The sequence below is a fragment of the Luteimonas terrae genome, assembly GCF_004358165.1.
In the GTDB taxonomy this organism is placed as follows: Bacteria; Pseudomonadota; Gammaproteobacteria; order Xanthomonadales; family Xanthomonadaceae; genus Luteimonas; species Luteimonas terrae.
The window spans coordinates 1,378,575-1,391,020 of record NZ_SMTG01000002.1 but is presented as its reverse complement, the minus strand read 5'-3'; the positions used below and the strand labels follow the sequence as shown (position 1 = coordinate 1,391,020).

At 66.9% G+C, this 12,446-nt stretch carries 11 protein-coding genes; 2 read left to right on the top strand and 9 right to left on the bottom strand.

Going from position 1 to position 12,446, the window contains the following annotated elements:
* The first annotated feature begins 129 nt into the window (after positions 1-129).
* Positions 130-1,389 carry a DUF819 family protein gene (locus E2F49_RS06485; RefSeq protein WP_133393062.1) on the top strand — a complete coding sequence of 420 codons (1,260 nt, stop codon included), beginning with the start codon at positions 130-132 and terminating at the stop codon, positions 1,387-1,389.
* A gap of 94 nt (positions 1,390-1,483) precedes the next feature.
* Here E2F49_RS06485 and E2F49_RS06480 read toward each other — a convergent pair whose 3' ends face one another.
* From E2F49_RS06480 to E2F49_RS06470, 3 genes are all read right to left on the bottom strand, one after another.
* Positions 1,484-2,011 (bottom strand): hypothetical protein, encoded by a 528-nt coding sequence (locus E2F49_RS06480; protein WP_133393061.1) that lies wholly within the window; start codon positions 2,009-2,011, stop codon positions 1,484-1,486.
* 249 nt (positions 2,012-2,260) lie between these two features.
* Positions 2,261-2,485: a YbdD/YjiX family protein gene (locus E2F49_RS06475; RefSeq protein ID WP_055249078.1), complete on the bottom strand. Its 225-nt coding sequence runs from the start codon at positions 2,483-2,485 to the stop codon at positions 2,261-2,263.
* A 31-nt stretch (positions 2,486-2,516) separates the two neighbouring features.
* Complete coding sequence (locus E2F49_RS06470; RefSeq protein WP_133393060.1) at positions 2,517-4,610, bottom strand: carbon starvation CstA family protein; 2,094 nt, start codon at positions 4,608-4,610, stop codon at positions 2,517-2,519.
* A 234-nt stretch (positions 4,611-4,844) separates the two neighbouring features.
* On the opposite strand from E2F49_RS06470, the gene E2F49_RS06465 reads away from it, so the two are divergent.
* Positions 4,845-5,483 carry an exopolysaccharide biosynthesis protein gene (locus E2F49_RS06465; protein WP_133393059.1) on the top strand — a complete coding sequence of 213 codons (639 nt, stop codon included), beginning with the start codon at positions 4,845-4,847 and terminating at the stop codon, positions 5,481-5,483.
* Positions 5,484-5,495: 12 nt separating this feature from the next.
* Here the strand turns inward: E2F49_RS06465 and E2F49_RS06460 are convergent, their stop codons facing one another.
* The 6 genes from E2F49_RS06460 to E2F49_RS06435 form a co-directional block, all read right to left on the bottom strand.
* A complete protein-coding gene (locus tag E2F49_RS06460) occupies positions 5,496-6,509 on the bottom strand; it encodes a magnesium and cobalt transport protein CorA (RefSeq protein ID WP_133393058.1) in 1,014 nt (337 codons plus the stop codon).
* A gap of 58 nt (positions 6,510-6,567) precedes the next feature.
* Positions 6,568-8,610: a glycoside hydrolase family 97 protein gene (locus tag E2F49_RS06455; RefSeq protein ID WP_133393057.1), complete on the bottom strand. Its 2,043-nt coding sequence runs from the start codon at positions 8,608-8,610 to the stop codon at positions 6,568-6,570.
* Between the two features lie 138 nt (positions 8,611-8,748).
* On the bottom strand, positions 8,749-9,960 hold the full coding sequence (locus E2F49_RS06450) for a lipoprotein N-acyltransferase Lnb domain-containing protein (RefSeq protein WP_133393056.1): 1,212 nt from the start codon (positions 9,958-9,960) through the stop codon (positions 8,749-8,751).
* A 4-nt stretch (positions 9,961-9,964) separates the two neighbouring features.
* Positions 9,965-10,834, bottom strand: a complete 870-nt coding sequence (locus E2F49_RS06445; RefSeq protein ID WP_133393055.1) for a CorC family transporter — start codon at positions 10,832-10,834, stop codon at positions 9,965-9,967.
* A gap of 73 nt (positions 10,835-10,907) precedes the next feature.
* The gene (ybeY, locus tag E2F49_RS06440) at positions 10,908-11,396 is read right to left on the bottom strand and encodes an rRNA maturation RNase YbeY (RefSeq protein WP_133393054.1); all 489 of its coding nucleotides are present in this window, start codon (positions 11,394-11,396) and stop codon (positions 10,908-10,910) included.
* Positions 11,393-12,388 carry a PhoH family protein gene (locus E2F49_RS06435; protein WP_133393053.1) on the bottom strand — a complete coding sequence of 332 codons (996 nt, stop codon included), beginning with the start codon at positions 12,386-12,388 and terminating at the stop codon, positions 11,393-11,395. Before E2F49_RS06435 ends, ybeY begins: the two co-directional genes overlap by 4 nt.
* Positions 12,389-12,446: the final 58 nt, after the last annotated feature.

Genomic DNA, 12,446 nt, shown 5'->3' with positions numbered 1-12,446 from the left:
CACGCACGGCCGCTTGCGCGGCCCGGGCGCTGTGGCACGATGCCGCCACGCCGTCACTGACGGCGCCCATGCCGCGGCCGCCGCCGTCGCGGCCTGCGTCCTGCGGGCGGGCCACATGAGGCGCCGTCCATGGCTGCAGACCCTACCACGCCATCGACGGCGTTGATCACCAACGACATCGTGCTGTTCGGCCTGATCGCCGCGACACTCGCAGCCGTGTTCTGGACCGCGTCGCGCCCCACGGGGTTCTGGAAGCGCTTCTACGGCGTCGTGCCCGCGCTGCTGCTCTGCTACTTCATTCCCGGCATCTACAACACGGTCGGTCTGATCGACGGCGGCAGCAGCGCGCTCTACAACCCGGTCGCCAGCCGCGTGCTGCTGCCGGCCGCACTGGTGCTGCTGACGCTGACCATCGACCTGCGCGGCGTGCTGCGGCTGGGTCCCAAGCTGCTGCTGATGTACATCGGCGCGTCGTTGACGGTGATGATCGGGGCCTTCGCCGCGTTCTGGATCATGGGTCTGATCCACCCCGAGACCGTCGCCGGGGACACTTGGGCCGGCATGGCGGCGCTGGCCGGCAGCTGGATCGGTGGTGGCGCGAACATGGTCGCGATGAAGGAAGTCTTTGCCGTCGACGAGACGACGTTCGGGCAGTTCGTCGTCGTCGACGTCGGTGTGGGCTACGTCTGGATGGCAGTCCTGATCTTCCTCGCGGGGCGCGCGGCGAAGATCGATGCGCGCAGCGGCGCCGACACGCGCGCGATCGAGGATTTGAAGACGCGACTCGCCAGCTACCAGGCCGAGCACGAACGCGTAACCTCGCTGACCGACCTGATGCTGATCGTCGGCATCGCCTTCGGCGCCGTCGGCCTGTCGCACGCGATCGCCGGCCCGGCCTCGGCCTGGTTCGGTGCGAACGTCAGCTGGGCGCGGCAGGTCAGCCTCCACGAGCCCTTCGTCTGGGTGGTCGTGCTGTCGACGCTGATCGGTCTTGGCTTGAGCTTCACCCGCGTGCGCACGCTCGACGGCGCCGGCGCCTCGAAGATCGGCACGCTGTTGCTCTACATCCTGATCGCCTGCATCGGCATGCAGATGGACATCTTCGCGCTCGCCGATCGGCCGTGGCTGTTCCTGCTCGGTCTGATCTGGATCGCGGTCCACATCGCGCTGCTGTGGGCGCTGGGCAAGCTGCTGCGCGTGCCGTTCTTCTATTTCGCGATGGGCTCGCAGAGCAACATCGGCGGCCCCGCTTCGGCACCGGTGGTTGCCTCGGTGTTCCATCCCGCGTTGGCGCCGGTCGGCGCACTGCTCGGCGCGCTGGGCTACGCGACCGGGACGGTGCTGGCGTATCTGGTGGGGATCGGATTGCGGGCGATGGCGGGGCAGTGATCGGCTGATTCTGCTTTTGCCTTTGGCATTGCCGTTGCAGTTGCCCTTGCCGTCATTCCCGCGAAGGCGGGGCTTTCAACGGACGCATGTCCGGTCATCCATTTTGATTTTTGACGTTGATGTTGATGTTGGCTTGGGCTTCGGCTTTCAGTCTTTGACCTTGATCTGCGAGCCGTAAAGCGAGCCGAGCATCGCAGGACGGCGGGGCCGAAGAGCAGCCCATGTCTGAGCGTAGCGAGTTTGGGCTGCGTGCCCCGTTGGCCGAGAAGCGCAGGGGACCGATGCGGCTGTATCGCATCGGATCGCGTCCGGCGAAAGCGGTTTTGCTTCCTTTTGACAAGACAAAAGGAAGCCGCGCGCGGAGCGCGTGAAAGCTCTGGGTTTGATCCTGATCCGGCTGTTTTCGAACTTCGAGAGACGCGAAAAGCGGAAGCCAGTCAAGTGCAGAGCTTTCGCACGCAATCGTGCGAGTTTCTTTTGGCGGGACCCAAAAGAAACCAAAAGGTCCCTTCGCCGGACGCGATCCGCCGCGATACAGCCGCGGCGGTTCCCTCCGCGCCTCGCCTGGCGCGGCACGCAGCCCAAACTCGCTTTGCTCAGACATGGGCTGCTCTACGGCCACGCCAGGCTCCGGTGCTCGGCTCGCTTTACGGCTCGAGACGTCAAAGGCCGAAGCCAAAGCCAAAGCCAAGGCCAAAGCGGAAGCCGAAGCCGAAGCGAATCCAGAGCCCGGCGCTTCAAACGCCTGATACTAGGGAAGGGCGCCAGCAGACGTCGCCAGGCATCGGTATCGCCGCAGCGGCAGCACCCCAAACGAAAACGGGCGGAACCCTTCGGTTCCGCCCGTCGTCGTGTCACACGTTCTTGTGGCTCAGCAGCAACGGAACCCGTTGCGCCCGCCGAAGCGGGCTTCCTGCCGTTCGCGGAAGAACGTCTTGTAGTCCATCGGCTCGCGGTCGGGGTGCTTTTCGAGGATGTGGCGCACGTAGTTGTCGTAGTCGGGGACGCCGCAGCACAGCCGCGCCGTCTGCACGACCCTCCGCCACACACGCTTGTGCGTGGCGAAGTACTCGACGGGAACCAGCGTGCCCGACATCAGCGTGTCACTCCGCTCGCGAGCCGCGCCGTCACAGCCAGGCCTGCTGCTGTTCCGGCGTCAGTTCGACGTACGGGCTTTCCTTGGCCGTGGGCGCCGAAGCGCGGCGGGCCTTGAGGATCGCGCGGATCGCGAAGAACAGCGTGCTGAAGACCACGAACAGGAACAGCGTCGTCAGGCCGGCATTGACGTAGCCGTTGACGATGACCTGCTTCATCTGGCCCGCGGTCTTGGCCGCACCCAGCAGTTCGCCGTTGGCCAGCGCCGCCTGGTAGTGGCGGGCCTGGGCGAGGAAGCCCATCGCCGGCTTGGGGTCGAACAGCTTGATCAGGCCGGCCGCGGTGGTGCAGATCAGCAGCCACACGGCCGGGACGATCGTCACCCACGCGAAGCGGTCCTTCTTCATCTTGAACAGGACCACGGTGCACAGCATCAGCGCGATGCCCGCGAGCATCTGGTTGGCGATGCCGAACAGCGGCCACAGGGTGTTGATGCCACCCAGCGGATCCACCACGCCCTGATAGAGGAAGTAGCCCCACAGCGCGACGCAGCCGGCGGTACCGAGGGCGTTCGCACCCCAGTTGTCGGTCTTGCGCAGCACCGGCACGAAGTTGCCCAGCAGGTCCTGCAGCATGAAGCGACCGGCACGCGTGCCTGCGTCGACCGCGGTCAGGATGAAGAGCGCTTCGAACAGGATCGCGAAGTGGTACCAGAAGGCCATCGCGCCGTCGCCGGTGCCGGGCATCGCGTCATGCAGGATGACCGCGATACCGACGGCCAGCGTCGGAGCACCACCGGCGCGCGAGATGATCGTGCCTTCGCCGATCTGCTGGGCCTTGAGTTCCAGCGCCTCGGGCGTGATGACGAAGCCCATCTGGCTGACCGCCGCGGCCGCGCTCTGCACGTCGGTGCCGAGCACCGCGGCGGGGCTGTTCATCGCGAAGTAGATGCCCGGATCGAGCACCGAAGCCGCGACCAGCGCCATGATCGCCACGAACGATTCCATCAGCATGCCGCCGTAGCCGATGTAGCGGGCGTGGGTCTCGTTGGCCAGCAGCTTGGGGGTGGTGCCCGAGCTGATCAGCGCGTGGAAGCCCGACACGGCGCCGCAGGCGATGGTGATGAAGAGGAACGGGAACAGGCCGCCCTTCCAGACCGGGCCGTCGCCGGTGGCGGCGAACTCGGTGAACGCCGGCATCTTCAGCGTGGTGACGTCCGGGCTGGCGATGACGATGCCGATGGCCAGCGCGACGATCACACCGATCTTGAGGAAGGTCGACAGGTAGTCGCGCGGGGCGAGCAGCAGCCACACCGGCAGCGTCGCGGCGACGAAGCCGTAGCCGATCAGCATCCAGGTGATCTGGGTGCCGGTGAAGGTGAACGCCGGGCCCCAGTAGGGATCCGCGCCGACCTTGCCGCCGAACCAGATCGCCGCGAGCAGGGCGATGATGCCGAAGATCGAGATCTCGCCGATCTTGCCCGGGCGGATGTAGCGCATGTAGATGCCCATGAAGATCGCGATGGGCATCGTCGCGATCACCGTGAACATGCCCCAAGGGCTTTCGGCCAGGGCCTTGACGACGATCATCGCCAGCACCGCCAGGATGATGATCATGATCATGAAGGCGCCGAACAGCGCGATGGTGCCGGCGACCGGTCCCATCTCCTCGCGCACCAGGTCACCGAGCGAACGGCCGTTGCGGCGGCTCGACACGAACAGGACCATGAAGTCCTGCACCGCACCGGCCAGCACCACGCCGACGATCAGCCACAGCATGCCGGGCAGGTAGCCCATCTGTGCGGCGAGCACCGGGCCGACCAGCGGACCGGCGCCGGCGATGGCAGCGAAGTGGTGGCCGAACAGCACGTGCTTATTGGTCGGCACGTAGTCCAGACCGTCGTTGTTGACGTGCGCAGGCGTCGCCCTGCGCGGGTTCAACTCCATCACGTGTTTGGCGATGTAGAGACTGTAGTAACGGTAGGCGACCAGATAGATCGACACCGCGGCGGTGACGATCCACAAGGCGCTGATCTGCTCGCCTTGTCGCAGGGCGATGACGCCCAGACAGAACGCGCCCAGAAGCGCGACAACGCCCCAGATCGCGTGGTTGAAAACACCCTTCATTGTTGAGACCCCCGGGAAGACGCGCACAGAGTCGCCCCGGGCGTCCACCGGGTCAATGCGCAATGGGTCGAATCCCGCGCCGGGGTCTTAAGACTTTCGTCGTAGCCGCATGGCGCTCTGCTAGCATGCGGCCTCCTTCGAACGTGCCGGGCGACCCATGCAGGCCACCTTGAACGGCCTGCGCTGCGGGCATGCAACACCGGCTGCGGCGCCGTCGGTCAGGGACGTGGTTCGATGAGTGTCGATCCGCACAGCGCATCGTTGCGCGAGCAACTGCAGTCGCTGATCGCGCGTCTGCCCGACGGCGACGTGCAGGTCGGTCCGCTTGTCGACGAGCTCGGCACGCAGGGCATGCTGCTGCTGGTGATTCTGCTGACCCTGGTGTTCCTGATTCCGGTCTCGATTCCCGGCGTCAGCACGGTGTTCGGTGCGGTGATCGTGCTGATCGGCATCGCCCGCATGGCCGGCCGCGCGTTGTGGCTGCCCGACGCGGTGCGTCGACGCAACGTGCCGGCGGGCCGCCTGCGTGGCGCGCTCGATACCGGTCTGACCTGGGTGCGCCGTCTGGAGCGCATCACCCGGCCCGGCAGGATGTCCAGGCTCACCGATGGTCGCGCGATCTGCCTCTTCAACGATGCCGCGCTGGTGCTGGGCGCAGTGCTGCTGATGGCGCCGTTCGGCTTCATTCCTTTCAGCAACACGATTCCGGGCGTGGCACTGATGTGCTTGGCGATCGGACTGCTGCAGCGCGATGGGCTGATGGTGCTGCTGGGCCACGTCGCCAACGTGCTGACGATGGTGTATTTCGCGATCCTGATCGGCGGCGGTGGCCTGGCGATCCGCGAACTGTTCGTGCGTTTCTGGCCCGCGTGACCGCGTCGCGCGTCAGAGCCAGCGCGCTTTCTTGAACATCCGGTACAGCACGACCATCACCACCGCGACCCCGCCGATCAGCACCGGATAGGCGAAGCGTTCGTCGAGTTCGGGCATGCCGTGGAAGTTCATGCCGTACCAGCTGGTGATCAGCGTGGGCGCGGCGAGCAGGGCGGCCCAGGCACCGAGCTTCTTGACGATCTCGCCCTGGGTCAGCGTCACCAGTGCCTGGTTCACGCTCAGAGCCGTGCCGAGCATGTCGCGGATCGCGTCGATGGTCTCGTTGATGCGGACCGAGTGGTCCAGCACGTCGCGGATGTAGAGCCGGGCGTCGGGCGAGATCAGCGGACTGCTGCTGCGTACCAGCTGGGAGAGCACGTCCTGCAGCGGTGTCACCGCGACGCGCATGTAGGTCAGCTCGCGCTTGAGCTGGTACAGGCGGATCACGATGCCGCGATGGAACTGCTCGCTGACGATGTCCTTCTCCAGCGTGTTCAACGTGGTCTTGAAGTCGTCGACGATCGGCAGGTAGTTGTCGACGATCGCGTCGAGCACCGTGTACAGCGCGGCCGGTGCTCCCATCGCCAGCAGTTCGGGTTCGCGCTCGATGCGCTGCCGCGCCGGCGCGTAGGACAGCGAGGCGCCGTGACGCACGGTCACCAGATAGCGCGCGCCCAGGAAGATGTGGGTCTCGCCGTAGGCGATGTGCTCGTCGATCGCCTGTGCGGTGTTGGCGACGATGAACAGCGAATCGCCGTAGGCCTCGATCTTCGGACGTTGATGCGCGTTGCGCGCGTCTTCGACCGCGAGGTCGTGCAGGCAGAACTCGGCCTGCAGCTGGGCCAGCACGTTCTCGCCGGGTTCGTAGAGGCCGATCCACACGAAGCTGTCGTCGTCGACGGCCAGCACGTCGCTGATGTCGTCGAGGACGATGTCGCGCTTGCCCTGCGGCCCGTAGACCGCGCAATTCACCACGCAGGCGGGATTGGGCGGCGATGCGGTCGATGGCGCGGGCAGGGTATTCATCGCGACATCGTCCGTCAGCCCGGCGGGCACGACAAGCGGCCCGCCGTGAAGACCCGGCTCAGCGTGCGACGAAGCGCACCGCCTGGCCGCCGCCGGACGCCATCGCCAGCACCAGCGTGTCGCCGGCGCCGACTTCGCGCGACTCGATGACCAGACTGCGCGGATCGGTACGCCAGCCCGCGCCTTCGCCGTCGCGGTAGATCTGCGCGGTGTAGCGGCGGCCAGGCTCGAGGAAATCGAGCGGCACGGTGATGTCGCGCGCGGCATCGTCGGTGACCGCGCCGAGGTACCAGTCGTCGCCGCCACGTGCGCGCCGCGCGATCACCGCGAACTCGCCGATCTCGCCCGCGAGCGCACGCGTGTCGTCCCAGTCGGCCGGCACGTCGCGAATGAACTGGAAGGCGTCGGGGCGCGACTCGTAGTGTTCGAGCAGGTCGGCCGCCATCTGCAGCGGGCTGTGGATCACCACGTACAGCGCTAGCTGTTTGCCGATCGTCGTCGCCATCGGCGTGCCGGACTTGGTGTCCATGCCGAAGATGCCGGGCGTGAAGTCCATCGGCCCGGCGAGCAGGCGCGTGTAGACCAGGGTGGCCTCGTGTTCGGGCGGATTGCCGGGCTGTCCCCAGGCGTTGTATTCCATGCCGCGCGCGCCCTCGCGCGTGACGAGGTTCGGATAGGTGCGACGCAGGCCGGTGTCCTTGACCGGCTCGTGCGGATTGACGGTGATGCGGTGCTTCGCCGCGGTCTCGACGACCTTCTGGTGGTGGCGCACCATCGCCTGGCCCTCGTGCCAGGCGTAATGCAGGGCGCCGTCGTCGCCCCGCACCTTGGCCTGGCCGGCATCGGCGACGTAACCGGTCTTGACCGCCTGCACACCGAGCCGGCCGTACAGATCCATCGCGTCTTCGAGTTGCGCTTCGTAGTGGGCCGCGTGGCCCGAGGTTTCGTGATGGCCGATCAGGGTCACGCCCTTCTCGCGCGCATGACGTGTCACCGCTTCGATGTCGAAATCGGGATAGGCCTGCGTGAAGCTGAAGGTCTCGCCGTTGCCGAACCAGTCGCCGTCCCAGCCGATGTTCCAGCCTTCGACCAGCACGCCACCGAAGCCGTTGGCGGCGGCGAAGTCGATGTAACGCAACGTGTGTGCGGTGGTCGCGCCGTGCTTCGGCCCCGAGGCCCAGGTCTTGCGGTCGAGATGCATCTCCCACCAGATGCCGACGTATTTCATCGGCCTGATCCACGACACGTCGCCCAGCGCGTTGGGCGCGTTGAGGTTGAGGATCAGCTGCGATTCGACCAGATCGCCCGCGCGCTCGCCGATCTGGATCGTGCGCCACGGTGTCGCGAACGGCGTCGCCACTTCGACCTTGGCGATGCCGATGCCCGGCGTCAACGCGGCCTTGAACCGACGGCCGTCGACGCGCGCGAGATTCATGCCCGAGTAGTCGACGAGTGCGGCCTCGTGGATCGACACATGCAGGCCGTCGGCGGTGCGCAGCGTGATCGGCGTCTGCGCCTGGCCGACTTCCTCGACCGGGGTGCGGTGGTAGATGTATTCCTCGCGGTTCCATTCGAACGCGGGAATCCACCACGCGGTGGCCGGGTCGGCGAGATCGAACTCGGTCAGTTCCTCGGCGATCGACAGGTGTTCCAGGCCGGGTTGCCTGGGAATGTCGTAGCGGAAGCCGACGCCATCGTCGAACACGCGGAACACCACGTCGAAGCGACGCTCCGGTCCGCTGGTTTCGGCTAGCGTGACCCGCAATTCGTTGTGGTGGTCGCGCATGTGCCGGCGCTCGCCCCAGGGCAGCTCCCAGCGTTCGTCATGGCGGCGCGTGCGCTGGTCGACGATCGCGAGATTGCGTTCGAACTTGCGCGTGTCGGTGAACATCATCCCCAGGCGCGACGGCGCGACGACCGGGCGACCGTCGCGACTGACGGCGTAACTGGCGCGGCCCTCGTTGTCGGTGGTGACTTCGACCGCGATGCGGGTATCGGGCGAGGCGATGCGCGCGCTGGCGCGCGGTTCGGCGGCCGCTGCGGCGAGCGGAAACAACGTGACCATCGAGACGGCCAGCCAGCGGACGAGACGGTTCGACATCGTGCGGCGCCCTCCCAGACGCGTTCGCTCGCGGAGTCGATCCGATTCTTGCACGCGGTTCCGGGGTGGGCCGGCTGCATACGTATGCACAGCGCGTCGATGACTTGCTTGTGATTCCGACGTGCGCCGGGGAGACGATCAGGAACGGCGCGCTTTGACGCCAGCCGGAAGACGCAATACCCAGAACAGCGCCACATGCACCGGCATCAGCAACGACAACCACGCCGCATTGCGCTGCGGCAGTACGGGCAACCAGTGCAGGAACACCGCGGCCACGCCGCAGATGACGACGGCCAGCAGCGTCCACCCGAACAGCGCGCCCGGCGCCCGCCCGCGCGCGATGCACCAGCCGCCGGGCAGCAACAGCAGACACAGCGGATTGAACAGCAGCAGGTTGTGGTTGCGCCAGGCGAAACCGTGCTCGGTGCCCAGCCACAGGAACAGCATCACGCCGCCGAGCAGGGCACTGACAGTCCAGAACGGCAGCGCGATCGCGGCCAGCTTGCGCGGCGCGATGCGGCCGGCGACGAGGATCGCCACACCGATCACGAGACCCGCCACCAGCCATGGCCACAGCAGTCGCGCGCGCTCGGCAGGTTCGGGCGCCTGCGTGTGCGGCAGGATCGTCTGTTCGCCCGACACCAGCGGACGCCCATCGACATTGCGCGCGCTGCGCAGGGCATCGGCCAGGCGCATCGGCACGAAGGCGTCGTCCCACAGCGCATTCGGCCGGTCCGAAGCCGGGCCCAGACCGATGTCGAAGCCGAGCCACATCCACGGCGCGGGCGAGGCCAGGCGGACCGCGTCGCCGCGATAGGTGTTGCCGCGCGAGCGGCCCTGCAGCTGGTTGCGCAGCGCGCCACCGAGCGCGGTGTCGATCGCATCGCGCACGCGGGTAGAGCAGTTGTCGGTGAAGTAATCGTAGCGGTAGTGCGCGTTCTCGGGTTTGGCGTTCTCGACCAGCGCCGCTGCCAGACTGCGCGCCTGCGTGGGCGTGAGATCCAGCCACTGGATCGACACGCCGCGACCGACATCGCGGTAGTAGGCGAGGTCGTCGGCCAGCGGCAGGGCCATCAGCTGGTAGCGCATGTCGCCGCGGATGAAGCGCGGCACGAAGTCGGCTTCGTTCGGATCGAACGCGCCGAAGTTGTACGACATCGGATAGGGCGCGTCGGGGTCGTCGACGACCAGCGCGTTGTGGCCGAAGCGCTCGAAGAACACGTCGCCCGGCTGCATCGTCGCCACGCCGATGCGTGGTACGTCACCGGCCTGGGCGGCCGCCGTGAGCGGCCACGCCAGGCACAGCAGCAGAAGCAGCAGCACACGCGCGAACACGCGTGCGGGCGTCATCCGGTCAGGCTTCGGCATGCACGCTGACGTGCAGCGCATGCAGGCGACGCGAGTCGGCATCGGTCACGCGGAACGCGAAGCGACCCAGCGTGAGTTCCTCGCCGACCTCGGGCAGGTGTCCGATCGCGCCGATGATCACGCCGCCGATGGTGTCGTACTCGGCATCGTCGAAATCCGAACCGAAACGCTCGTTGAAATCGGAGATCGGAGTCAGCGCGCTGACCGCGAACTGGCCGTCGGCCTGGGCCGCGATCAAGGCGTTCGGGTCTTCGGCATCGTCGTGTTCGTCGTCGATCTCGCCGACGATCTCCTCCAGCACGTCCTCGATCGTCACCAGACCGCCGACGCCGCCGTATTCGTCGATGACGATGGCCATGTGGTTGCGCGACAGGCGGAACTCGCGCAGCAACACGTTGAGCTTCTTCGATTCGGGGATCAGCACCGCCGGACGCAACAGTTCGTGGATCGAACCGGGACCGTTGTCGGCGACCACGCCGCGCAGCAAATCCTTGGCCAGCAGGATGCCGAGGATCTCGTCCTTGTCGTCGCCGTGCACCGGGAAGCGCGAATGGCCGGATTCCACCACCAGCTTCATCAGGTCCAGGAACTTCGCGTCCGCCGGCAGCGCGACCATCTGCGCGCGCGGCACCATCACGTCACCGACCGTCTTGCTGGAGATGCCCAGCGCACCTTCGAACATGCGCAGCGTATCGGCGTCGATCAGGCCGTCGGCATGGGTGTCGCGGAGCAGTTCCACGAGATCCTCGCGGTTGCTCGGCTCGCCGGAGATCGCCGAACTCAGGCGTTCGAGCCAGCCGCGGCGACGCTCCTGCGGTTCGGAAGCGGGGGAAGGTCGACTGTCGTCCTCGGACATGGTGCGGTGTGGGTCTTCGAAACGCCCGGATCGGGCCGTGCGGGCAGTCTATCAGGCCGGCATGGCGCGCCCGTCAGCGCGTCTCGCCGGCGTAGGGATCGTCGATGCCGAGGCCGGCGAGGATCTCGCGTTCCAGCTGCTCCATCGCCTCGGCTTCCTGGTCGTCCTCGTGGTCCCAGCCCAGCAGATGCAGCACGCCGTGGACGGTCAGGTGGGCGTAATGCGCGTTCAGCGGCTTGCCTTGTTCGGCGGCCTCGCGCGCGACGACCGGCGCGCAGATCACCAGATCGCCCAGCAGCGGCAGACGCACACCCTCGGGCAGACCTTCGGGCAGTTCGGCCGGAAAGCTCAGTACGTTGGTCGCGTAGTCCTTGTCGCGGTAATGGCGGTTGAGCGACTGGCCTTCGTCGATGTCGACGAGACGGATCGCGAGGTCCGCCTCTCGGATGCGGCCGGCGAGGGCGGCCGCGGCCCATTTGCGGAAACTTGCCGCGCTTGGCAGGCCCTTGCGCGGAATCGCATAGCCGATCGCGACATCCAGGCGGGTGGGGCCTTTCGTCATCGCGGGCTCGCCGGGCCGGTGGCCGCATCGCTGGCGTCGCGGCGCTCGTAGGCGCTGACGATGCGCGCGACCAAGGGGTGGCGCACGACGTCGCGCGCCTCGAAGAACGTGAAGCTGACGCCGTCGACCTCGTGCAGCACGTCGATCGCGTCGCGCAGACCCGACTTCACGTGCTTGGGCAGATCGATCTGGGTCAGATCGCCGGTCACGACCGCCGTCGAGCCGAAGCCGAGACGGGTCAGGAACATCTTCATCTGCTCGATGGTGGTGTTCTGCGCCTCGTCGAGGATCACGAACGCGTCGTTGAGCGTGCGGCCGCGCATATAGGCCAGCGGCGCGATCTCGATGACGTTGCGCTCCAGCAGCTTGGCGACCTTTTCAACGCCCAGCATCTCGTAGAGCGCGTCGTAGAGCGGGCGCAGGTACGGGTCGACCTTCTGGGTGAGATCACCCGGCAGAAAGCCGAGCTTCTCGCCGGCCTCGACCGCCGGGCGCACCAGGATCAGGCGCTGCACCTTGGATTCGTTGAGCGCCTCGACCGCCATCGCCACCGCGAGGAAGGTCTTGCCAGTACCGGCCGGGCCGATGCCGAAGTTGATGTCGTGGGTCGTGATCCGGTGCAGGTACTTGGCCTGGTTCGGACCGCGGCCGCGGATCGTGCCGCGCTTCACGCGCACGGCGACCTCTTGCGGTACGTAGGCGTCGTCTTCTCGCTCCACGTTGGCCGGGCTCAGGCGCAGGTTGATCGCGTGGCTGTCGAAGACCGTGTCCTCGCTCTCGGCATAGAGCGCCTTGAGCAGCTTCTCGGTCCGGTCGAGCATGGCCTCGTCGCGCCCGGTCACGCGGAAGATGTTGCCGCGATTGGCGATTTCGACGCCCAGCCGCAGTTCGATCTGGCGCAGGTGCCCGTCGAAGGGGCCGGCGAGGTTGGACAGGCGCTCGGAATCCGACGGTTCGAGCAGGAAAGTGCGTTCGGGCAGGGCGTTGGTCATGGCGCGGATTCTAGCGGTGAGGGCCGTACGTCGACGTGGAGGTCGGCGACTTCAGAGC

What these genes read in the sequence shown, in the direction of transcription:
- E2F49_RS06485 (WP_133393062.1), top strand. Translation starts at nt 130, where the DNA reads ATGGCTGCAGACCCTACCACGCCATCGACGGCGTTGATCACCAACGAC.
- E2F49_RS06475 (WP_055249078.1), bottom strand. Translation starts at nt 2,485, where the DNA reads ATGTCGGGCACGCTGGTTCCCGTCGAGTACTTCGCCACGCACAAGCGT.
- E2F49_RS06470 (WP_133393060.1), bottom strand. Translation starts at nt 4,610, where the DNA reads ATGAAGGGTGTTTTCAACCACGCGATCTGGGGCGTTGTCGCGCTTCTG.
- E2F49_RS06465 (WP_133393059.1), top strand. Translation starts at nt 4,845, where the DNA reads ATGAGTGTCGATCCGCACAGCGCATCGTTGCGCGAGCAACTGCAGTCG.
- E2F49_RS06460 (WP_133393058.1), bottom strand. Translation starts at nt 6,509, where the DNA reads ATGAATACCCTGCCCGCGCCATCGACCGCATCGCCGCCCAATCCCGCC.
- E2F49_RS06455 (WP_133393057.1), bottom strand. Translation starts at nt 8,610, where the DNA reads ATGTCGAACCGTCTCGTCCGCTGGCTGGCCGTCTCGATGGTCACGTTG.
- E2F49_RS06450 (WP_133393056.1), bottom strand. Translation starts at nt 9,960, where the DNA reads ATGACGCCCGCACGCGTGTTCGCGCGTGTGCTGCTGCTTCTGCTGCTG.
- E2F49_RS06445 (WP_133393055.1), bottom strand. Translation starts at nt 10,834, where the DNA reads ATGTCCGAGGACGACAGTCGACCTTCCCCCGCTTCCGAACCGCAGGAG.
- ybeY (WP_133393054.1), bottom strand. Translation starts at nt 11,396, where the DNA reads ATGACGAAAGGCCCCACCCGCCTGGATGTCGCGATCGGCTATGCGATT.
- E2F49_RS06435 (WP_133393053.1), bottom strand. Translation starts at nt 12,388, where the DNA reads ATGACCAACGCCCTGCCCGAACGCACTTTCCTGCTCGAACCGTCGGAT.